Source organism: Clostridia bacterium (genome assembly GCA_034926675.1).
Lineage (GTDB): Bacteria > Bacillota > DTU025 > DTU025 > DTU025 > JAYFQW01.
Map to the genome: position 1 here is coordinate 81,718 of JAYFQW010000042.1, position 21,039 is coordinate 102,756.

Genomic DNA, 21,039 nt, shown 5'->3' on the forward strand with positions numbered 1-21,039 from the left:
ACGAATGCGCACGCGCCGAAGCCCCCCTAGAATCTGGATGCAAGCTCCAGCCCGACTGTTTTCGTCTGGAAATCGTACCTTCCGTTCACACTGGATATGAGCCCCTGCGAGAACTCAAACCCGAAGGACATCGCTGCCGAGTTGATGGGCCGGAATAGGGCTGGGCCATCGTAATCGGACCCTCCCACCACGGGCGCGGAGACAGTCAGCTTGACATCCGCCCTATCGCCAAGGGATAGCCATCCAGATCCAGATAGCCACACGTGTTGCGATGCGCCTCCGCTCTGCGCGATCACCGCAACCTCGGCGCCAGCTCTATCCGTCACGTCTGCCCGCAGGGCCAGCTCGGAAATGAGCGTGACGGCTGGCGCGCCGAAGGCCACCCCGGAGTACAGCTTGACCGCGACACCCAGCCCCTCTGGGCTGTATTTTCCGCCGTAGCCAACATCCGCCCTCCAGTTCTCGGCGCCAAGCTCTTTCGTATATCCTATGCGCACAGAATCCGCCCGCGTACGCGATGTCTGGAGAGCCGCTGTTAGGTTCGCCCATCCCCTGCCCGCCAGATCCACCCCTGGTCGGTCCGGCCATCGTTCCTGACCTATGAGCCGCGCCGGCATGGCGTCAAAGCCCTCTGGCGCCATGCCGAAGTCGGTCGTTAGGCCTATCCTCGCTGTGGATCCAGTGGCCCTCCCAACGCCCGCCAAACGGGCGCCATCTCCATTGTCCTGGACATACAACATGCCAGATGCTTCCACGGCGGCTACGAGGCTGAACATCTTGGCAACGTCAGCGCCCAAGCCGAACGTGTAGGCTGTAGTTCCCAGCGATGATCCGGCTACACCCGGATTGACCGCACCTCCAAGCCTGAATGTGGCGCCATTCCACTCCAGGTCAGAGGCAAGGCCGACCCAGTTGACCTTGAGGCTCAGCCGGTCATCATCATGGATGATCGACAGCCCGCTGAACACCACCGGGCTACCCTCGACCACAGTCACAGGCGCCGCAATGACTGTGACAGACCCAAATGAGATGAGCAGGGCCACGAAGATCGCAACCATCCGCAATCCGCCGTGCTTCAATCTAACGTACCCCCTTACGCCGGAGCTTCTGGGCAAATCCTTCCATCAGCTCGTAGATGATGGGAATCACGAAAAGGGTAAGGAACGTGGACGTAGTGAGCCCGCCGATTACCGTTAGGGCAAGCGGTCGCTCCATCTCTGTCCCAGATCCCCAACCCGCCGCGAGCGGGACCAATGCCAATATGGTGGTGAGAGCAGTCATGAGTATGGGTCGAAGCCGCGCGCGGCTCGCCTCCACAACTGCCTGTCGTATGCCCAAACCTTCCGTCTTGAGCTGGTTGATGAAGTCCACCATGACGATTCCGTTGTTCACTACGATGCCAGCAAGCACAATAAGGCCGATAATCGCTGTGAGGCTTATCGTCTCTCCTGCCAACGCAAGAAGCCCGATCGCGCCTATTGCAGCCAGAGGCATTGTGAACATGATTATAAGCGGATAGAATAGCGATTCATACTGCACCGCCATCACCATGTACACGAGCACAACCGCAATCACCGCCGCGAGCTTGAGATCCGCGAAGGAATCCGCCATGATACGGTTCACACCTGCAAGCTCGAGATCGTACCCTTTGGGCATGTCGACCTCGCTGGCAACTGAGAGAGCCTTCTTCCCTGCAGCAGATAGGCTCATGCCATCGAAAGCCACAGTCAGAAGCACGTAGCGCCTGCCGTTGCGCCGACTTATCTTCATCGGCCCATCTACCACCTTGGGAGTCGCAACCCTGCCCACGAGCACCTCAGTGGGCGGCGCCAGCAGGGAGGGCCCAACGCTTGCGGCCGTGCGGGCCGCAGCGGAGGCATTGCTCCCCATCTCACTCGCGGAACTCATGATCCCCGATGTGGATAGGCTGGCCGACACAGGCATCGCCATTAGTCCTTCCAGAGTCGGAGTGCCCTCAGAAGCAGGCTTCACAATCACAGGGATCAGCTCGCCGTTGCGCTCCAGGTATGTAACAGTAGTCCCGAGCATGCCCGTGCGGACCCCAACTCCGATCTGGCCCACCGTCAGACTCCCCAGTAGTGCTCTGTTTGGATTCACATCGAGGAGCATCACCGGCTGCAGTTCGCTTGCGGTGGACGACACCTCTATGAACTCCGGGACGGCGCGCAGCTTGTCGACAATCGCTTCCGCGTACTCATTGAGGCGTGCAGCATCCAGCCCGAAGATCTCAAGGCTCACGCTGCTGCCGAATAGGTCAAGCATCCCGCCGGTGAGAAGGCCGTAACCCGTAGTGTCCACATTGTAATCCATGCCCGGGTAGTGTTCAGCCGTAGACTCAAGCGCCTCACGTATTCGACCGCCAGCCTCGTCTGCGGAAAGCTGATCACGCCCATCCCTCCGAAGTTTCACGCCAAGGGAGATCATGTTGGATGAGGCGCCGCTGGCCACTGCAAGGAAGTCGCCAGATCCCGCGGAACCCACTTCAGCTGTGACTGACTCAATTCCAGGAGCCTTCACAAGCTCTCCCTCAATGGCCAGTGCAGCCTGGTTCGTGACCTCTACCGGAGTTCCAGCTTGCATGTGCACGCTCACATCCACGCGGCCCATGTCCATCTTCTTCAGAAACTCCATTCCCAGCCTGGGATAGATCCATACCGACACCACTGCAGCTGCGCCGACAATTCCCAAAACAATCCATCTATGCGCGAGCGACCAGCTCAGAGCCTTGTCGTAAACGCCAAGAAGCGTACGCCGTTTCTCCACATCCCCCTGCATCGACGTAATGCGATCCTTGGATATGCCCACGAACAGGCCGGCAGCCAGCGGCACAACGGTAACCGCAACAACCAGCGATGCTAGGAGCGAGAATGTCACTGTGATTGCGAGATCCTTGAACACCTCTCCAGCGAGGCTCCCGAGAAAGGCGATGGGCAGGAAGACCGCAACGGTGGTCATTGTTGATGCGGCAATGGCCATTCCCACCTCTTTGGCGCCGTTAACCGCGGCAGTCATAGGTGGATCTCCTAGCTCCTGCCGTCTGAAGATACTCTCCAGTACGACTATGGAGTTGTCCACCAGCATGCCCACGCCAAGAGCCAACCCGCCCAGGGTCATCAGGTTGATCGTGAGTTTCGACACATACATCAGCACAATGGTGAAGATGATCGACAGCGGAATCGACACGCCTATGATGAAGGTGCTAGTCGCATGCCTAAGAAACACGTAAAGGATGATCACGGCGAGTATGGCGCCTTGCACAGCGCTGTTGGTCAGATCGCGAATTGAACCGGTGATGAACTGAGACTCGTCGAATATGTAGCTCAGCTCGATATCGGGATACTTCTTTATCAGCTCTGCCATGGCTGCCTTCACTCGGTTGGCCACAGTGACGCTGTTCTCACCTGACTGCTTGTACACTGATAGCACGATCGCTGACTTGCCATTTATGCGAGTGTAGCCCTCAGCTCGCTGGAAGGTCTCCCTCACGGTCGCCACGTCGGCTACTGTGAGGAATGGCTGTGCGAGCATGGAGAGCCCCAGAAGCCCGCCGTGAGCGGATCCTTCTGATTCGTCTCTGGGCCTGAGCCCAATTGCCAGCCCCGCAACATCATCTGCGGAGGTGAATTTCGCCCCTACCCTTGTTTGGTACCTTACACCCTCATCGATGACTACTCCGGCTGGAATCGACAGGTTCTGGAAGGTGATGAGCTGCTGAAGCAGGATCGGACTCAGCCCGCTCCTCTGCAGCTTGGAATGGTCGTATTCGACAGTGATCACCCGGTCCGCGCCGCCGGTTATTGAGGCTCCAGCGACTCCTTCCACTCTCTCGATTGCGGGTTTCACGATTTCGCGTGCCTGCGACGTGATGTCGCTCACATCTCCAGGCGCGCCGATGCTCATCGTGAGCATTGGAATCTCCGATGGGTCGATCCGGCTGACTATCGGCTCCTGGACTCCCTCGGGAAGCTGGTAGCCCACCCTATCGAGGCCTGAGCGCATCTCCTCCTGCGCAGCGCCCAGATCAGCCCCCCAGTTGAACTCAGCAAGGCATAGAGACGCATTCTCCATGCTGGTTGAGGTGACGGTTCTGATGTTTCGAACCGACCGCAGCGCCCTCTCAATTGGTATGGTCACAGTTCCCTCAACGGTATCCGGATCAGCATTGGGATACACCGTGACTACTGCGATCATCGGCAGGTTAATCTCAGGCAGAAGGTCCAGGCCTATCCTACCGAGAGCGAGAAAACCAAAGAGCAGGCAGGCGGTCACCGCTATGAAAACTGTGACCGGACGGCGTATTGACTGCTCAGCGATACTCATCGAGCTTCCCTCCAGAAACGCCGGATCATCACTTGATGTCAGTGATCCGGGTTCCCTTGGGGAGTTCCCGGAGCTTGTTCGCATCCAGTTTGGCGTTGAGTTTGAGATTGTTTATCGCAACAGCGGCAATTCTCTTTCCTTGGGAGTCGTAGACTTCCACTTTTCGAACCATGTAGGTCTCGCAGTCCACCCATACCAGCTGATACCCTGTTTGCTCATCCTTGGATCTGGTCTCGATGACATGGTATGGAAGGCGATCTATTTTGTCCTGGCGCACGTACTTGAACACCATCACACCAGCGGGATCCAACGATAGGAGATGATCCAGGTCCAATGTACCCATGTCCAGCCCAAGCTGCGCAGCAATGCTCTGAGTCTTGCCGCGGTACGCCTGCCCGGTGACGGGCATATACACAGTTGCCTGGTCTTTCTTCATGTCAAGTATGATAATCTGCCCCTCGAGGACCTGATGCTCCGTGATCTCCATCCGAGTAAGCTTACTCACACGATCCGCCGAGACTCGCACTGTCATCTTGATTGGCGCTTTCCCGGATGGGTCCGAGTAATCCGCGGCTACGTCGGCCTGAATTGTCTGAATCTCCCTGAGCTTCTCTGAGGCCCGAACTGCAATCTCGTCTGCTGAGGGCGCAGCCTGTGACGGTCCAACAGACATAAGAATGATGACGACAGCCACGGCCAGAAGGCGCTCCAGGTGCGTCACGGGCCAGCGTGACCGTCTAGAATGATACTGATGATGAACCACGCCTCGCACAGATACTGCCCCCAATCCCAGCTAGTACACGCATAACGATATTATAGGCATCGTGGAAAACCAGTGTCAATCGAGCTGCCCTTCGTAATGACGTTTCTCGGCTGGCCACAGTTCCACGTCCTCCCCGTTCCGCATCGCGGCGGCAATGTTGGCACGGACCATGCGGTTTTCCTTGGAGAGATCTAGTATGAGCTTCTTGGCCCTAGCGCGCGAGGTATTCGCCGAATATGGGCAAGGGCTCGGCACGGGTTCGATTTGCGCCAGACGCACACCCTTGATGACATCCTTCTCAGTGAGATACATCATTGGACGTATCACCGTGACGCCTGTGCGGGCCAGGTGGGTCTTCCATGGAAGAGTGCTCACCTTACCTGCATAGATGATGTTCATAAGGAATGTCTCCATGGCGTCATCCTTGTGGTGGGCCAGGGCGACCACCTCGAAGCCATGCTCCGACGCAAACCGGTTTAGGGCTGCGCGGCGAAAATACGAACAGACCGCACACGGGTTCTGCCTAGAGGATCGCTCCTCGATTATGTCGGCGATTCGCGTAGTGATCAGATAGTGCTCAACGCCCAGACTGGCGGAATAGCGTCGGATAGCATCGACATCGAGCGGATGCTTGAAACCGAGGTCCACAGTCGCAGCTGCAATAGTAAACGGAATCTCCAGGTATGACTGGATCACATTGAGGGCGTACATGAGAAACATGCTGTCCTTCCCGCCGGACAGCCCGATCAACACCTTGTCGCCAGGACTTATGAGGTCGAATTCGAGAATTCCCCTGAGAAGCTTGGAATGATACGGCTTGGGCAGGCAATTCGCAGACATCAGGATCACCACCGTCCTGCGAAATCAAGACGGCATGGCCTCCCGATCGGGTGGCCATGCCTCATGACAGTGATATTCATAAGTGGCGGAGAGAGGGGGATTCGAACCCCCGCTAGGGTTTCCCCTACTAATGGTTTAGCAAACCATCCCCTTCAGCCAGCTTGGGTATCTCTCCACTTCAAAGCCTGACCAGCTATATCGCCTATTTGGCGGAGGGGGTGGGATTCGAACCCACGGCCCATTTCTGAGACACCGGTTTTCAAGACCGGCTCCATAAACCGCTCGGACACCCCTCCTGTTTCATCGGTTTTCGCCCACGCACCCGCCCTGCTGCAGTAGGCGCGCGGAGAAAGGAATGAACCGGGTTTGAGCCGACATCAGTATATCACCTGCGTCCAACTCGCGTCAACTACATCGCATTCCTTCCGCATTCCTTGGGCCGCACCCTTCTGAAGCGGCGCGGGCTCGGCCCGGATGTGCAGCAAACCTTGCAGGACCTATAAGTTCTTCGTTGAACATGTCGATATATCCTGTGATACCTACGGCAGTGGACGCCATCCTCGGAGGGCACAGATGCGTTACATATCCATTCACAACTCCGTACCCGGGATGATCCTGGCCAGGCATGTGTGGGGACCCCGCGGCCAGATCCTCCTTACAGCCAATACTGTTCTCAAGGATTCGTACATCCAGCGCCTTCTGGATCTCCAGTATTCCGCGATATACATCAAGAGCTACGAAAGCGAACCGGTTGAGAATCTCGTGGAGCCGGTGAAACAGCAAACCCTTGTTCAGGCTAAGGAAACACTTCGTTCAATTGTCGACATCGCCTTGAGCTCTTCCCGCATCGACATCCCAAAGATCGTCTCCATCGTGGAGTCCATAGTGGACCAGGTCCTCGGCAACAGAGACGTGATCTACAACATGGCCGACATCAAAGCCTTCGATGACTACACATTCGGCCATTCTGTTGATGTGTGCGTCTTGTCGGTGATGTGCGCCTCAGAGATGGGCATGAACAAGTATGAACTGCTGGACCTTGGCACAGGCGCCATAATGCACGACATGGGCAAGCTGTTCATCCCCAAAGAGATACTCTCGAAAGTCTCTCATCTGAGCGCTGATGATTGGGATGTGATAAGGCAGCACCCGTGGGACGGTTTCCAGTTCCTTCGAAGGCAGATACCACTGATCCCTGCGCACATAGCCCTGCAGCACCATGAGAGATTCGATGGCTCGGGCTACCCGCGAGGACTAGAAGATGAAGCCATGCTGAACCTCGCGAAGGTGACTGCCGTTGCGGATTCCTACAACGCGATGACATCCGACAGGCCATACAGGCGGGCCATGATGCCCCATCAGGCACTGCCAATCATTGTTCGGGAAGCAGGCAGGAGCTACAACCCCGACGTGGTGAAGGCATTCACGCGCGTGGTGGCTGAGTACCCCCTTGGCAGCTTGGTGAGGCTGTCGGACGGCTCGACTGCCTGCGTATCCGGGGCAACCAAGGGCATCTACCAGCTTACGATCGCATCCGGTCCACGTGAGGGAGAGTCGATCCAGGTGAGCCGTGATAGCGAACTGGCTATCATCGAGAGGATCGAGTGAATCCTCCTCGCTATTGAATAGGGCCACGCTGCCGATGGTGCGCGGCCCTATCTGTTGCCCACGACTTGCCTCATGCTTTGTTCCGGGATTCTACTTCTCTTTGGAGATGACCTCCGCTCCTCCCATGTAGGGGCGAAGCCTATCAGGGATAATCACTGTCCCATCTGGCTGCTGGAAGTTCTCGATCACGGCCGCCATGGTCCTTCCAACGGCAAGCCCAGATCCGTTCAGAGTATGAATGTACTCTGCCTTTGCTCCTGGCGCTGGCCTGAACTTGATGTCTGCGCGACGCGCCTGAAACGCTTCGAAATTGCTGCACGAGGAGATCTCAACATACCTGCCATAGCTGGGCATCCAGACCTCAAGGTCGTATTTCTTCGCAGCCGAGAAGCCAACATCACCGGTGCACATCTTCGTGACCCGGTACGGAAGCTCAAGCAGCTCTAGGACTGCGGCAGCGTCGCAGACGAGGCTTTCGAGCTCATCATAGGACGTATCGGGATGCACGAACTTCACCATCTCCACCTTGTCGAACTCATGCTGACGAATGAGCCCTCTGGTGTCACGACCGGATGCGCCAGCCTCAGCCCGGAAACACGCTGTGAAAGCGCAATGCTTGATGGGCAAAGAGGCGCAGTCGAGTATCTCGCCGCGGTACATGTTCGTCACAGGAACCTCAGCAGTCGGAATCATGTAGTAGTCAAGGCCCTCGCACTTGAACATGTCCTCAGCGAACTTCGGCAACTGGCCAGTGCCTACCATCGATGCCCTGTTCACCAGGAACGGGGGATATACCTCGCTGTATCCGTGTTCGGTCGTGTGAAGATCGAGCATGAAGCTGGTTATCGCCCGTGAGAGCCTCGAGCCAGCCCCCTTGTATATGACGAACCTGGCGCCTGTGATCTTGGCAGCTCGCTCGAAATCGAAGATCCCGAGGGCGACCCCGATATCCCAGTGAGCCTGAGGCGCGAACGTGAACGTCGTTGGTTCACGCCACCGTCGAACCTCAACGTTCTCGGTGTCATCCTTGCCCAAGGGAACGGATGGATGTGGAATGTTCGGAATTCCAAGCAGCATCTCTTGGATCTCCGCGTCTACAGCGGAAAGCTCATCATCGAGCTTTCGGATACTATCAGCCACACCCTTCATATCCGCGATTATCTCCGCCGCATCGAGCTTCTGCTTCTTCATTCGCGCGACCTTCTCCGAGGCTTCGTTCCTCCGTCGCTTCAGTTCCTCCACTTCCACAAGCATCGCCCTGCGGCGTTCGTCCTTCGAAAGCAGGGTATCGAGTATGCGGGTATCCTCTCCCCTGCGCACAAGGGAATCCCGAACAACGTCGGAGTTCGCCCGCACGAATTTCAGATCAAGCACATCAGCCACCCCTTCTCGATAGGTCTCTTGCGCCGTCTACCTTTGCCCCTGCCCAACGCGCAACACTGCAGAGGCTGTCGCCGGTTTGGGCAACAAAAAACCCGCCCCCTGCGACTCTCGCCGCCGGGGGCGGGAAAACTCTCCCGTGTTGCCACCCCGATTGGCCGCCTGAACAAGCTCCCATTCGCAGACCGCTGCTAGGTGCTTGTTTACAGGCGCACCCTCTCGTTTCCGCTATGACGGGCGGTCCCGGCCCAGCTTACTCTCTTTCGGCCAGCCACTCCAGGGCGGATTCACCCGCATCCACTCACCGTTTCCCACCAGCGCCTCCGTTAGTCCCCACCCACTCGGCTCTTCCTAGTAGGCAGGCGCAAGGCGCGTCCGGCTCTCTTTGCAGAGGATGACGGGATACTGCTCCCCTTCATCGTGTTTTCGATTCGCAGTCCGCAGAGGCGGTCTGCGATTACCCCTTATGATACCCTGCTGATCAGCGAATGTCAATAGGCGCAAGGACCAAAAGGACCAAGTCGAATCGGAAAGGCCCGATCGTCCTCGCACAGGAGGACGGTCGGGCCACATGGCCATTAGGGCCAACTGACTTACACCAAGCAGCAGGCTGCTTATGCCTGCTCCCCGCACTTCGCAAGGAGCACCGCCCACTTCCGGTCTACGTCATCCTGCAGTTCAGTGAGGATGTGCTCGTTCTCCGGCTTGAACAGGTGGCGGAACCTATCCTGAGTCTTGAGGAACTCCACAAGGGGTTTCTTCTCCTTTGGCCTGTATGTGAGCTTATACTCCCCGTTCTCCACCTCATACAACGGCCAGAAACACGTATCAACCGCCAGCCTCGCGATCTCGATTGTCTTGTCAGAGGTGAACTTCCATCCTAGCATACACGGCTGGATGATGTTCATGAACGCCGGGCCTTCCACCGCAAGCGCCTTCTTGACCTTGGTCACCGTGTCATTCCAGAACGCCGGCGAGGCCTGTGCTACGTATGGAATGCCGTGGGCAGCCATAACCTCTGTCAGGTCTTTGCGATACTGCTTCTTGCCGTACGACTCGGCTCCGACAGGGCTCGTGGTAGTGTTCGCACCGCGCGGAGTCGCACTCGACCGCTGGATGCCAGTGTTCATATACGCTTGGTTATCGTAGCAGATGTAGAGCATATCGTGCCCCCGCTCCATTGCCCCGGAAAGCGACTGGAACCCGATGTCATAGGTTCCGCCATCGCCGCCGAATGCGATGAAGTCGATCTTCTTGCTCACCTTGCCACGGCGGGAAAGCGCCCTGTATGCCGCCTCCACTCCGCTCACCGTAGCTGCGGAGTTCTCGAACGCGTTGTGAATGAACGGCGTCTTCCACGCGGTATACGGGTATATTGTGGTGCCTACCTCCATGCACCCGGTGGCACACCCGACTACCACAGGGTTGTCGGCCGCAAGAAGCGCCTGCTTTATGATGATCGGAAAACCGCATCCGGCACAGGCGCGGTGACCTGACGAGATCATGACTTCCTTCTTCGACAGTTCCTTCAGAGTCGCCATGTGCACACCTCCTATTCTCTGACACCCAGGTAGGTGAGAGTTCTCTCAACCATGCCTGTGTCAGCCGTCTTCTTAAGGTCCTCATATACCGACCTGATGTTCTCGAGCGTGACGTCGCGTCCGCCGATCCCGTAGATGTAATTGACGATCTTCGCTCCGCACACGCCATACATGGCCGAACGGAGTTCCGCAAACACAGGTCCGCTCACAGCGTTGAACGAGTCGGACCGATCCATCACCCCTATGGCCTTCACGTGCTTCAATGCCTCAGCGAGCTCAACCGCAGGGAACGGCCTGAAGGTTCGGAGTTTCAGCATTCCAGCCTTCACGCCCTCCGCGCGCAGCGTCTTGATGACCTCGCGCGCAGTGCCAGCTGTAGAGCCCAGGACTACTATGGCGATCTCGGCGTCGTCGAGCATGCACTCCTCGAAGAAGCCGTACCCACGCCCGGTGAGCTTGCCATACTCGCGCCCAACGTCGAGGATTACTTTCCCCGCGTTCCTCATGCCCTCAGCCTGCTGCCGCTTGTGCTCGAAGTTCCAGTCGTACAGGTCCAGCGGACCAACGGTGACCGGGTGATCCACGTCGAGAAGCGGATTCTCCGGCACGTACTCCCCTATGAACTTCTTCACCACGTCGTCTTCCAGGGTGTGCATGACTTCCATGGCGTGGCTTATGATGAAACCATCCATCGTCACCATGGTGGGAAGCAGCACATCCTTGTGCTCGGCGATCCTCACCGCCTGAATGGCGTTGTCGTAAGCCTCTTGTGCATTCTCGGAGAACAGCTGGATCCATCCAGAGTCTCTCGCTCCCATCGTGTCGCTGTGGTCACAGTGGATGTTGAGCGGGCCCGACAGCGCCCTGTTCACAACGGGCATCACGATTGGAAGTCGCATGGAAGCGGCGATGTACACTATCTCCCACATCAACGCAAGCCCATTGGCGGAAGTCGCCGTCATGGCCCGCGCGCCACCCGAGGCCGCGCCCACCGTAGCGCTCATCGCCGAATGCTCGCTTTCAACCGTCACGAACTCGGTGTCCACCCTGCCGTCAGCGACGAAGCTGGAGAAGATCTGCACGATCTCTGTCTGAGGCGTGATGGGATAGGCAGCCACAACGTCCGGGTCTATCTGGCGCATCGCCTCTGCGACTGCCTCGTTGCCTGTCTTGGCAACTCTAGTACTCATTCTTTTCTCCTCCTCCCTACTTCGTCTAGGCCTCTTCGTCCTTGATCATTGTAAGGGCCTTGTTCCCGCGCTTACCAGGGCACTCACGAGCGCAGATTCCGCAGCCCTTGCAGTGGGCATAGTCGATGCCTTTGAACTTACCGTCCTCAACGAGGATCGCCTGGTCAGGACAGAATATCCAGCAAAACAGGCAGTTGATGCAGTTCTCCGGCACATGAACCGGACGGTACGTCCGCCATCCGCCTGTCTCGTACTTTGCAGCACATCCGGGTTCCGTGATGCGTCCTGCCTTCAGTACGTCCTTCCACCCTGCGCTTTTGGAAATTGACATTATGAAGCCACCTCCCGGTAGGCCCTTCTAATAGCATCCAGATTCTTGGCGACCACATCTGGACGCAGCTTCTTCGCTAGCTTGTGCTCGGTATCCTGGATCAGCGCTTCGAGGCTCAGCAACCCAGTGGCCGCGATCAGGGCGCCCATCATCGGAGTGTTCGGGATGTTCTTGCCTATGGCAGCCATGGAGATCTGAGTCGCGTCGAGGGTGTACACCTTTGCAGGGCTGCCCCCGAGATTCAGCTTCGCGCACATCTCAGCTGGGGAAAGCGGAGTGTTGACCAGGTATATCCCGTTCTCGGGCACACCGGCCTTCACATCCACCGTTGCGATTAGCGTTGAGTCAAGCACAACTACGATGCTCGGGTTTTGGACATGACAATGCAAGGTGACTGGTTCATCGCTGATTCTGTTGAACGCCTGCATAGGCGCGCCCATTCTCTCGGGCCCATACTCAGGGAACGCCTGAGCATACTTCCCCGCGGAGATGACCGCCTCGGCGAGAACGAGCGCGGCGGTCTTGGCTCCCTGGCCAGCGCGACCATGCCAACGAATTTCCAGGAGCTTACCCATGGTTTTCCTCCCCCTACAGTGATGCTATTTCGTACAGAACATCGCCCAGTCTGGTGTGGGCACAGCTTGTACATTTATGAAGTACGCCTCGAAAGCCCGGGGCATACGCCACAAGCCAATTGCCGAGCTGGCCCGTTGGCCAGCTCGCATGATTACACTATCAGAATGATGCTTCAGCGACAAGTTCAGGGTACAATGGGAATCTGCGGGTCAGCCCTTCCACGCTGCTTCTCACCACTGCTAGTGCATCCTCCGACCCGATGTTGGAGAGGGTATCGCTGATGAGCGCTGCTATCTCGCCCATCTCCGATTCCTTCAGCCCACGAGTTGTTACGGCTGGAGTGCCGATTCGGACACCGCTCGTCACCATGGGCTTTTCTGGATCGAACGGGACCGCGTTCTTGTTCACAGTGATCCCAATCTCATCAAGTGCGCGTTCAGCCGCCTTGCCCGTGATCCCAGTGCCCCTCATGTCCATGAGCATCAAGTGGTTATCTGTTCCTCCAGAAACGAGGCGCCACCCATGCGCCGACAGGCCTGATGCAAGGGCCTGAGCATTGGACAGGATCTGCTTCTGATAGGCCGAGAACTCCGGGCGCAAGGCTTCTCCGAACGCCACGGCCTTCGCCGCTATCACATGCATCAAGGGACCGCCCTGCGTGCCCGGGAAGATCGCGGAGTCAATCTTCTTCGCCCACTCCGCTTTGCACAGGATCATGCCACCGCGGGGACCTCGGAGGGTCTTGTGTGTAGTAGTGGTGACGAACTCTGCGTACGGGACGGGATCCGGATGAAGCTTCGCGGCCACAAGGCCAGCAATATGCGCCATGTCCACCATCACAAGGGCTCCCACGCTATCAGCAATTGCCCTTATGCGCTGGAAATCAATGATTCGCGGATATGCGCTGGCGCCGGCGACTATCATCTTGGGGTGGTGCTCAGCAGCCAACGACTGAAGGGCGTCGTAATCAATCCGTTGATCCTCCACGCGGACGCCGTATGGAATAAAGTTGAAGTACTTGCCCGAAATGTTGAGGCGCATCCCGTGAGTAAGGTGCCCCCCGTGGGCAAGGTTCAAACCCAGCACGGTATCGCCTGGCTCCAGTGCGGCGAAGTAAACGGCCATGTTGGCCTGGGCGCCGGAATGCGGTTGCACGTTGGCATGGTCCGCTCCGAAGAGCGCCTTTGCCCGCTCGATAGCTAGAGACTCCGCGATGTCCACGTACTCACAGCCGCCGTAGTATCTCTTGCCGGGGTACCCTTCTGCGTACTTGTTGGTAAGGGGCGACCCGAGCGCCTCAAGAACCGCCCTGCTCACAAAGTTCTCTGAAGCGATCAACTCGATCTTGTCGTTCTGCCGATGGATTTCGGAGAATATCGCTCTGGCGATCTCCGGGTCCTCGCGTCTGACATAGTCGTACATACGTTCACCCTCGCTTTTCCGCATTGTGCGCCCGATAGTCGGACGCCATCTCAACGAAGAGCGCATGGATTCGCGCATCGGAAGTCAGTTCAGGATGAAAAGCGCAGCCCAGAAGATGCGCCTGCCGCACAAAGACCGGCTCGCCGCCGAAACGTGCAAGCACTGACACTTCCGAAGCGACCTGCCTTATGATCGGTGCACGGATGAACACTCCCGGGAAGGGCTCACCCATCCCCTCCACATTCAAGTCGACTTCAAAACTATCGACCTGCCGCCCGAACGCGTTCCGCTCAACGGATATGTCCATAAGGCCCAGCCTTGGCTGGGCGCTCCCAACTATCTCCCTGGCAAGGAGTATGAGCCCTGTGCACGTGCCGAAAACCGGCATTCCACACTCCGCTGCAGCCCGTATCGATCGATCGAGGCCAAACTGCGTGAGCAGCTTGCCGTGGGTAGTGCTCTCTCCGCCCGGAAGGATCAGGCCGTCCACATCTGCCAGTGTAGCTGCATCCCTGACCGGGACCGCTTCCACTCCGAGAGATCTGACCATGTCGATATGCTCCGACACAGCCCCCTGATAAGACAGAACACCGATCCTCATCGGATTCCAGCACCCCCAGATGGTAGGACATCGTGCAGCTGCGCCCGCTGCTACCAGCCGCGTCCCTGAATTTTGCTGGCCTCATCCATGGATGAGGCGTCGATTCCCCTCATCGCTTCTCCAAGCCCCCTAGATACCTCAGCGAGGACTTTCGGATCAGCGTAGTTCGCCACCGCCAAAACCACCGCTTTGGCCATCGCCGCAGGGTTCTCCGACTTAAAGATCCCAGAGCCCACAAAGACCCCATCTGCGCCGAGTTGCATCATCAGAGCGGCATCGGCGGGAATCGCCACGCCGCCAGCGGCGAAGTTGACCACCGGCAGCCGGCCAGTGGAGGCTACCTCGCACACGAGGTCGTATGGAGCGCCCATTTCCTTTGCGACGGTCATGAGCTCTTCATGGGGCAGATTCTGAAGCCTGCGAATATCTCCAATTACCGCACGAATATGGCGAACGGCCTCCACAATATCACCAGTGCCAGCCTCGCCCTTTGTTCGCATCATGGCAGCGCCCTCGCCTATCCTTCTGAGGGCCTCTCCCAGGTTCCTGCAACCGCATACAAACGGGACTTTGAAGGCGTTCTTATCGATATGGTATTTATCGTCAGCAGGAGTGAGCACTTCGCTTTCGTCGATGAAATCGACTCCCAAGGCCTCTAATATCTGTGCCTCTACGAAATGCCCTATCCGCGCCTTCGCCATTACTGGAATGGTCACGACGCTCTTTATGCGCTCAACCACGGTAGGGTCGGCCATTCTTGCCACACCGCCGGCAGCACGGATGTCAGCCGGAACGCGTTCCAACGCCATCACGGCGACCGCTCCGGCATCTTCAGCGATCTTTGCCTGCTCAGCTGTTGTGACATCCATTATCACGCCACCCTTGAGCATCTGAGCTAGCCCGGCCTTGACTCTAAGGGTTCCCCTCTCGGAAGTCTCTCCGCCCGCCATGCAGAATCCCTCCATGTGTCGAAATCCATTGTTCATTGTACTACACTGCTAGAGCATGCACAATACATTGCCCCTGCGCCCTCGCCGACTGCGCCGTCCCGCTGGCCGCAGGTCATCGCTGCCCACGCGTGGGCGTACAACACGTGGACTCCTCTGCTTACGCGGAGGAGCCCAGCCCAAGACGCGTGTAGGTTCATTCCCACTATCGTGAGCACGAGCCGTCGAGACAGCCTGCGGCAGACGCCTCCGCGAGTGCGAGGAGCTATGCCGGGTTCGGCGCGCCAACCGGGCACACATCGTGGCAGTTGCCGCAGTCAATGCACTTATCCGGATCGATAACGTAGATGTCGCCCTCACTGATGGCCTCAGTGGGGCACTCGGGCTTGCACGCTCCGCAAGCAATGCAGTCATTGTTGATCTTGTGCGCCAACAGAAAACACTCCTTCTGAGGTGTAATACCCGGTTCATTCTACACGATGACCGGGAGTCATACAATCACCCCTCGCCCATCTTTTCGATGTGAGCCCCGGTTTCCCACGGCAATTCCAAGGAAACAGCGGCGAGGCAGCGAAAGGCTTGGATGCATAACGATACGGAGAAAGCGCCGGTGGAGGCACAATCCTCTACCGACGCGTTCAAACGAAACTGAAGGCAATATGGTGGACCCGACGCGGATCGAACGCGCGACCTCTAGAGTGCGATTCAAGCGCTCTCCCAGCTGAGCTACGGGCCCATCTGAACTCTTCGCAACGTTGATACTACCACACGATAGCTCTCAAGTCAACGGGCGAAGCGAAGGCGCGAAGGCAAGCCGCGGAGGCAACGGGCAAAGGCTGGTTGCCGAATTCCCCCATTAACTCAGCGTTTGCTGAGGCGCGAAGCAGCAGCTGCGTCCAGAAAGCACACTACGCTGGGGTGGGTCTGAAGGATGGATGCCGGCGTCTTCGGGGTAACCGGACCCTCCAGAGCATTTTTGATAATGTCGGCCTTGCCATCTCCGGATGCCAGGAGGACTATCTCTCGCGCCTTCATGATCGTTCCGATGCCCATGGACATGGCAGAGCCTGGTAGAGTGTCGTACCCTCCCTTGGCCTGGTTCACCTCAACAGTCTGCCTGGCAAGCTGCACAACATGGGTAGTGGAATTCCTGTCCGTTCCCGGTTCGTTGAAACCTATGTGGCCATTCATCCCTATTCCCAGGACCTGCAGATCAATGCCGCCGGCTGCCTCAATGAGAGCTTCGTAGCGCGCGCACTCGCCGTCGGCATCCAAAGCGGCCCCATCTGGAATGTGGACTAGCAATGGGTTTAGGTTCACGTGAGAGAGCAGGTTATCAGCCATGAACGTATGGTAGCTTCTGGGATCATCGTGGGCAAGCCCACAGTACTCGTCGAGGTTGAAAGTCGTAAGGCCGGAAAAGTCGAGCCCTTCCTCCCGATGGAGCCTGGAAAGCTCAGCGTACATGCCCACCGGAGTCTCACCAGTGGCAAGCCCGAGCACCATGTGGGGTTTCCTCATGACCCGCTCGGAGATGAAGTGGGCCGCCCTGGAGCTCATCTCGGCATAATCTCTGCATATGACAACCTGCACAGGCACAGCCTCCAATACTCGTCTAGTCCCTCGGACGCATCTGAGGGAAGAGGATGACATCCCTGATCGACGCGGAATCCGTCAGGGTCATTATTAGCCTGTCCACTCCAAGACCCATTCCACCGGTGGGGGGCATGCCATATTCCAGCGCAGTCAGGAAATCCTCGTCCAGAGGATGAGCCTCGTCGTCGCCGTGCTCTCTCTGAGCCACCTGATACATGAACCGCTCCCTCTGGTCGATTGGGTCGTTCAGCTCTGAAAAGGCGTTGGCTAGTTCACGCCCAGCGCACACCGCCTCGAACCTGTATGTGAAACGGGGATCGCCTGAGAGCTTCTTCGCCAAAGGCGACACTTCGATTGGGTAGTCCAACACGAAGGTGGGCTGGATCAGATTCGCTTCGACCTTCTCCTCATACGCTTCGCTCAGGCACTTGCCGCAAGAGGCATCATCGTCAACCTCCAGGCCCATGCCACGGGCCGCGCGCACGGCTTCAGCCTGTGGAAGCGACGGAAAGTCGACGCCTGTGCGCCTGATCACGAGATCACGCATCGTGGCTCTCGGCCACGGAGGCGCGAAGTCGATCTCGGCGCCCTGATAGGTGACGTGAGTGGCGCCAAGCGCCGTCTGCGCGACGTACGACACGAGGCCTTCGGTTATGTCCATCATGTCGTGGTAGTCGGCATAAGCCTGGTACAGCTCAATGGATGTGAATTCCGGGTTATGCTTTGTGGAGATGCCCTCGTTCCGGAAGATGCGGCCCATCTCGTACACGCGCTCCAGGCCGCCAACTATCAGCCTCTTAAGGTGCAGCTCTGTCGCAATCCGAAGGTAAAGATCCATATCAAGCGCGTTGTGATGCGTAATGAAAGGCCGGGCTGCCGCGCCTCCCGCCAGTGTGTGCATCGCAGGGGTCTCCACCTCAAGGAACCCGCGAGAATCAAGGTAACTTCTGATCGCACCGACGATCTTCGTTCGAAGAATGAACGTCCTCCGAACCTCCGGGTTGACTATGAGGTCAACGTAGCGCATGCGGTAGCGCATGTCCACGTCTTTGAGGCCGTGCCACTTCTCCGGGAGGGGCCGAAGCGCCTTCGAGAGCATCGTGAAGGAGGAGACATCGACGCTGATTTCACCGCGTCGCGTCCGGAAAACCCGTCCATTGATGCCGATGATATCGCCGATATCCACCTGGCCGAGCATGGAGTATGCCTCTTCGCCAATGGTGTCCTGGCGGGCGTAGATCTGAATCCGCCCTGAGAGGTCCAGAAGATCGAGGAACGAGGCCTTTCCATGTCCCCTGACAGCCATCACCCGGCCTGCCAGGGATACTTGTACTCCATCGAGCTGTGCAAAGCTCTCGATCACCTGGGAGGCGCTGTGGGTCCTGACGAACCTTCCACCGAACGGGTCTACACCGTGAGCCCTCCAGTAGTCCAGCTTCGCCTGGCGCTGAGCAATCTCGTCGCCTAGCAATGAGCTTTCGCTGACATTACCGCCAAGCTCGTCCATTTGGTCACACTCACCCTTATCTTGCGATCTTTTCCACCCTGTACATCACTACCCCGGCAGGAACCGATACCGGCACTGTGCTCCCGACGGTCTTGCCGAGAACAGCCCTGCCCACGGGCGATTCGTTGGAAATCCGCTTCTTGCTTGGATTTGCCTCAGCCGAGCCCACTATAGTGTACTCCTCGGCTTCCCCATCTTTGCCGTCTTTCAGGATCTCCGTCAGGATCACAGTGGAGCCGACAGACACTGAGTCCTGGTCGCCGCCCGAGCCGTCGATGAGTTTCGCATTCCTTAGCATCCACTCCAGCTGCGCGATGCGTGCTTCGACGAAGCCCTGCTCGTTCTTGGCGTCATCATACTCGGAGTTGTCGGTTATGTCGCCGAACTCCTTGGCCTGCTTGATCCTCTCCGCAACCTCGCGTCGCTTCTCCACGCGAAGGTGCTCCAGTTCCTTCTCGAGGTTCTGAAGCCCCTCGGCAGTGAGGATTACTTCCTTCTCGGGCATCGCTCGTAGTTCCCCCTCGAACATCAATTCCGGGCTCACAGCCCGGCATGGTATCCATTCTATGCACGCATGCGCGATCGGATTCAGAGCCGCAAAGGTGAAAAAAAAGGATGGCGCAACCGCCACAAGTCACGCCAATATTATGGCAAGACCATCCCAGCTTGTCAAGGAGTGCGCGCGCCACCGCCCCGCAAGTCGCCTGGAGAGCGCACCGCGCCGCAGCGCCCGCGGCGTCATGTGTTACGCCCGCTATGAGGCGACGACGCGAGGCAATAATGGCAGAAGGCGTGGCAAGCTCCTTCTGCCAGGTGCACATCTGAGAGAACCGTCGTTCTGGCGACATTCTACCGGCGTTCTAGCGACGTACTACCGGCGTCTAGCGACGTACTACCGGCGTTCTAGCGGCTTTCGCCGTATCGTACCACTCTGGGCCGTATATCGAGCTTATCAAGCATATCGAAATAGTCCTTCTCGGCAATCTCCGATACAGGCTTGTTGATCATCGTGACGAGCAGGGCTTCGATTACGTTTGTTCCGAAAGATCGCCCTTGCATCTCAGGGGTAGTGGTCACGAGGACACTCGCACCGCGCCTGCCAAGCTCGTCCACATCTTTCGACGTGACCGTGTTGGTAATGACTGTCTTCCCGTCGATGCGATCGGGAAGGTATTTTCGAATGTAGTGGAAATCTCCGGCTATCACGTCGGCCCTGTCGTAGTACTTCTGGTACTTCCTCGGACCAGCGGAACCGCTCTGCTCCTTCCCGGTAGGATACAGCCATTTGAACGGGATCTGCGTGATTATCGGCATCACTATGGGCGCGAGCCGGTAAAGGGATCTCACCGAGTGCAGAGGGATGGGGATTCCCACTGCGAACATCAGATCGCCGTACGTGACCTTGCAGCCGAGCTCCTCGAAGGCGATTCCCATTCCTATTCTATCGATCGCGCACACCACGAACACGTTCTTCCCCGCGATGGGCAACTTCTCCACCTCAGCCACGCGCTTCACGACTCGATATTCCAGGCTGCTCTTGAGGCCTGTACCGTCCACAAGGGGAGTCTTCTGGGCGGCCGCTGCTATGTGCCTGGCATCCTTGAAAACGAACTTCTTGCCTGCGCCGGCCATATATAGGTCGATTCCTCCCATGCCAAATGCATCGACCTTGCCGTCAAGCTCCCGTATGAGTTCCACCGCGCGCTCTATATTGCCATCGGTACCGATCCGCTCAAGGAGAACGTCCTCACCTAGCACGTTTATGGTGGCCTTGTGGTTCCGGTCGGACGAGCCTATGCTCACACTGACGATGTGTTTCACTTTTTCGCGCCCTCCCGCACGGCCCCGATTATGGCCGTTATCTGCTCTGGTTCCACGTGTACGTCTTCTCTGATCGGGGAATGCCCGATAACCACGGAGGTGACCTTGTTGCCTAGGATCGCCTCCATGAGCCTCACCCTCATGTCGGATCCAAGAAACACAATCCGGTCGTACTGCTGAAACCCGGATATCGCCACTACTACGTCGTTCAGGAGCTCGATGCCAGATCGCTCCCTTACGTACGCCCATCTTTCTGTGTCGTTCATGAGCCAGACGAAGTCCACACCAGCTGTTCTCGCGATGACCTCGATCTCGTCCTTGTTCCCCACTGGGAAGCCCACTAGGGCCACGCGGCGCCCCTTCCGCACCTCGCCGAGGCTCTCGATCCGAGATACGAAAGGCCTATCTATGCCCACGGCTGCAGCAGCCTCAGCCTGGGATGCCCCATTCTGTCGCAGCTCAAACAGGCGTTCCAGGGTACGATCGATCTTGTCGCGATCGATCACTCTATCTCCAATCCTTATGAGCGTCGTGGTGATCACCCCCGGGATTCCGCGTGTGTCTGTGTTCACACA

General features: G+C 57.7%; 19 protein-coding genes and 3 tRNA genes. 1 reads left to right on the top strand and 21 read right to left on the bottom strand.

Annotated features, from left to right (window positions below):
• Positions 1-26 precede the first annotated feature (26 nt).
• From VB144_10450 to VB144_10475, 6 genes are all read right to left on the bottom strand, one after another.
• On the bottom strand, positions 27-1,079 hold the full coding sequence (locus VB144_10450) for a hypothetical protein (GenBank protein ID MEA4884053.1): 1,053 nt from the start codon (positions 1,077-1,079) through the stop codon (positions 27-29).
• A 1-nt stretch (position 1,080) separates the two neighbouring features.
• Positions 1,081-4,341, bottom strand: coding sequence for an efflux RND transporter permease subunit (locus tag VB144_10455; protein MEA4884054.1), 3,261 nt, complete (start codon positions 4,339-4,341; stop codon positions 1,081-1,083).
• A 28-nt stretch (positions 4,342-4,369) separates the two neighbouring features.
• Entirely contained in the window at positions 4,370-5,035 is a 666-nt protein-coding gene (locus tag VB144_10460) for an outer membrane lipoprotein-sorting protein (GenBank protein MEA4884055.1), read from the bottom strand.
• A gap of 144 nt (positions 5,036-5,179) precedes the next feature.
• On the bottom strand, positions 5,180-5,944 hold the full coding sequence (locus VB144_10465; protein MEA4884056.1) for a tRNA 2-thiocytidine biosynthesis TtcA family protein: 765 nt from the start codon (positions 5,942-5,944) through the stop codon (positions 5,180-5,182).
• An 83-nt stretch (positions 5,945-6,027) separates the two neighbouring features.
• A tRNA-Ser gene (locus tag VB144_10470) sits at positions 6,028-6,119 on the bottom strand.
• Positions 6,120-6,151: 32 nt separating this feature from the next.
• Positions 6,152-6,240 (bottom strand) — tRNA-Ser (locus VB144_10475).
• 277 nt (positions 6,241-6,517) lie between these two features.
• Here VB144_10475 and VB144_10480 point away from each other — a divergent pair.
• The gene (locus VB144_10480; protein MEA4884057.1) at positions 6,518-7,552 is read left to right on the top strand and encodes an HD-GYP domain-containing protein; all 1,035 of its coding nucleotides are present in this window, start codon (positions 6,518-6,520) and stop codon (positions 7,550-7,552) included.
• Between the two features lie 90 nt (positions 7,553-7,642).
• On the opposite strand, the gene serS is transcribed toward VB144_10480, so the two are convergent.
• From serS to VB144_10555, 15 genes are all read right to left on the bottom strand, one after another.
• A complete protein-coding gene (serS, locus tag VB144_10485; GenBank protein MEA4884058.1) occupies positions 7,643-8,926 on the bottom strand; it encodes a serine--tRNA ligase in 1,284 nt (427 codons plus the stop codon).
• A gap of 620 nt (positions 8,927-9,546) precedes the next feature.
• Positions 9,547-10,473, bottom strand: a complete 927-nt coding sequence (locus VB144_10490; GenBank protein MEA4884059.1) for a thiamine pyrophosphate-dependent enzyme — start codon at positions 10,471-10,473, stop codon at positions 9,547-9,549.
• Positions 10,474-10,484: 11 nt separating this feature from the next.
• Positions 10,485-11,663, bottom strand: a complete 1,179-nt coding sequence (gene porA, locus VB144_10495; GenBank protein ID MEA4884060.1) for a pyruvate ferredoxin oxidoreductase — start codon at positions 11,661-11,663, stop codon at positions 10,485-10,487.
• A gap of 25 nt (positions 11,664-11,688) precedes the next feature.
• On the bottom strand, positions 11,689-11,994 hold the full coding sequence (locus VB144_10500) for a 4Fe-4S binding protein (GenBank protein ID MEA4884061.1): 306 nt from the start codon (positions 11,992-11,994) through the stop codon (positions 11,689-11,691).
• Complete coding sequence (locus VB144_10505) at positions 11,994-12,569, bottom strand: 2-oxoacid:acceptor oxidoreductase family protein (GenBank protein ID MEA4884062.1); 576 nt, start codon at positions 12,567-12,569, stop codon at positions 11,994-11,996. Before VB144_10505 ends, VB144_10500 begins: the two co-directional genes overlap by 1 nt.
• A 160-nt stretch (positions 12,570-12,729) precedes the next feature.
• Positions 12,730-13,992 carry a serine hydroxymethyltransferase gene (gene glyA / locus VB144_10510; protein ID MEA4884063.1) on the bottom strand — a complete coding sequence of 421 codons (1,263 nt, stop codon included), beginning with the start codon at positions 13,990-13,992 and terminating at the stop codon, positions 12,730-12,732.
• A gap of 4 nt (positions 13,993-13,996) precedes the next feature.
• A complete protein-coding gene (gene pdxT, locus VB144_10515) occupies positions 13,997-14,593 on the bottom strand; it encodes a pyridoxal 5'-phosphate synthase glutaminase subunit PdxT (GenBank protein MEA4884064.1) in 597 nt (198 codons plus the stop codon).
• Positions 14,594-14,643: 50 nt separating this feature from the next.
• On the bottom strand, positions 14,644-15,579 hold the full coding sequence (gene pdxS, locus VB144_10520; protein MEA4884065.1) for a pyridoxal 5'-phosphate synthase lyase subunit PdxS: 936 nt from the start codon (positions 15,577-15,579) through the stop codon (positions 14,644-14,646).
• 226 nt (positions 15,580-15,805) lie between these two features.
• The gene (locus VB144_10525; GenBank protein MEA4884066.1) at positions 15,806-15,973 is read right to left on the bottom strand and encodes a 4Fe-4S binding protein; all 168 of its coding nucleotides are present in this window, start codon (positions 15,971-15,973) and stop codon (positions 15,806-15,808) included.
• A gap of 227 nt (positions 15,974-16,200) precedes the next feature.
• A tRNA-Ala gene (locus VB144_10530) sits at positions 16,201-16,276 on the bottom strand.
• 125 nt (positions 16,277-16,401) lie between these two features.
• Positions 16,402-17,133, bottom strand: coding sequence for a glucosamine-6-phosphate deaminase (nagB, locus tag VB144_10535; GenBank protein ID MEA4884067.1), 732 nt, complete (start codon positions 17,131-17,133; stop codon positions 16,402-16,404).
• A 22-nt stretch (positions 17,134-17,155) separates the two neighbouring features.
• The gene (gene lysS, locus VB144_10540; protein MEA4884068.1) at positions 17,156-18,643 is read right to left on the bottom strand and encodes a lysine--tRNA ligase; all 1,488 of its coding nucleotides are present in this window, start codon (positions 18,641-18,643) and stop codon (positions 17,156-17,158) included.
• Between the two features lie 16 nt (positions 18,644-18,659).
• Positions 18,660-19,148, bottom strand: coding sequence for a transcription elongation factor GreA (gene greA, locus VB144_10545; protein MEA4884069.1), 489 nt, complete (start codon positions 19,146-19,148; stop codon positions 18,660-18,662).
• 398 nt (positions 19,149-19,546) lie between these two features.
• Entirely contained in the window at positions 19,547-20,464 is a 918-nt protein-coding gene (locus VB144_10550; protein ID MEA4884070.1) for a quinate 5-dehydrogenase, read from the bottom strand.
• A complete protein-coding gene (locus tag VB144_10555) occupies positions 20,461-21,036 on the bottom strand; it encodes a transcriptional regulator (protein ID MEA4884071.1) in 576 nt (191 codons plus the stop codon). Before VB144_10555 ends, VB144_10550 begins: the two co-directional genes overlap by 4 nt.
• Positions 21,037-21,039: the final 3 nt, after the last annotated feature.

What these genes read in the sequence shown, in the direction of transcription:
- VB144_10455 (MEA4884054.1), bottom strand. Translation starts at nt 4,341, where the DNA reads ATGAGTATCGCTGAGCAGTCAATACGCCGTCCGGTCACAGTTTTCATA.
- VB144_10465 (MEA4884056.1), bottom strand. Translation starts at nt 5,944, where the DNA reads ATGTCTGCGAATTGCCTGCCCAAGCCGTATCATTCCAAGCTTCTCAGG.
- VB144_10480 (MEA4884057.1), top strand. Translation starts at nt 6,518, where the DNA reads ATGCGTTACATATCCATTCACAACTCCGTACCCGGGATGATCCTGGCC.
- VB144_10490 (MEA4884059.1), bottom strand. Translation starts at nt 10,473, where the DNA reads ATGGCGACTCTGAAGGAACTGTCGAAGAAGGAAGTCATGATCTCGTCA.
- porA (MEA4884060.1), bottom strand. Translation starts at nt 11,663, where the DNA reads ATGAGTACTAGAGTTGCCAAGACAGGCAACGAGGCAGTCGCAGAGGCG.
- VB144_10500 (MEA4884061.1), bottom strand. Translation starts at nt 11,994, where the DNA reads ATGTCAATTTCCAAAAGCGCAGGGTGGAAGGACGTACTGAAGGCAGGA.
- VB144_10505 (MEA4884062.1), bottom strand. Translation starts at nt 12,569, where the DNA reads ATGGGTAAGCTCCTGGAAATTCGTTGGCATGGTCGCGCTGGCCAGGGA.
- glyA (MEA4884063.1), bottom strand. Translation starts at nt 13,992, where the DNA reads ATGTACGACTATGTCAGACGCGAGGACCCGGAGATCGCCAGAGCGATA.
- pdxT (MEA4884064.1), bottom strand. Translation starts at nt 14,593, where the DNA reads ATGAGGATCGGTGTTCTGTCTTATCAGGGGGCTGTGTCGGAGCATATC.
- pdxS (MEA4884065.1), bottom strand. Translation starts at nt 15,579, where the DNA reads ATGAACAATGGATTTCGACACATGGAGGGATTCTGCATGGCGGGCGGA.
- lysS (MEA4884068.1), bottom strand. Translation starts at nt 18,643, where the DNA reads ATGGACGAGCTTGGCGGTAATGTCAGCGAAAGCTCATTGCTAGGCGAC.
- greA (MEA4884069.1), bottom strand. Translation starts at nt 19,148, where the DNA reads ATGCCCGAGAAGGAAGTAATCCTCACTGCCGAGGGGCTTCAGAACCTC.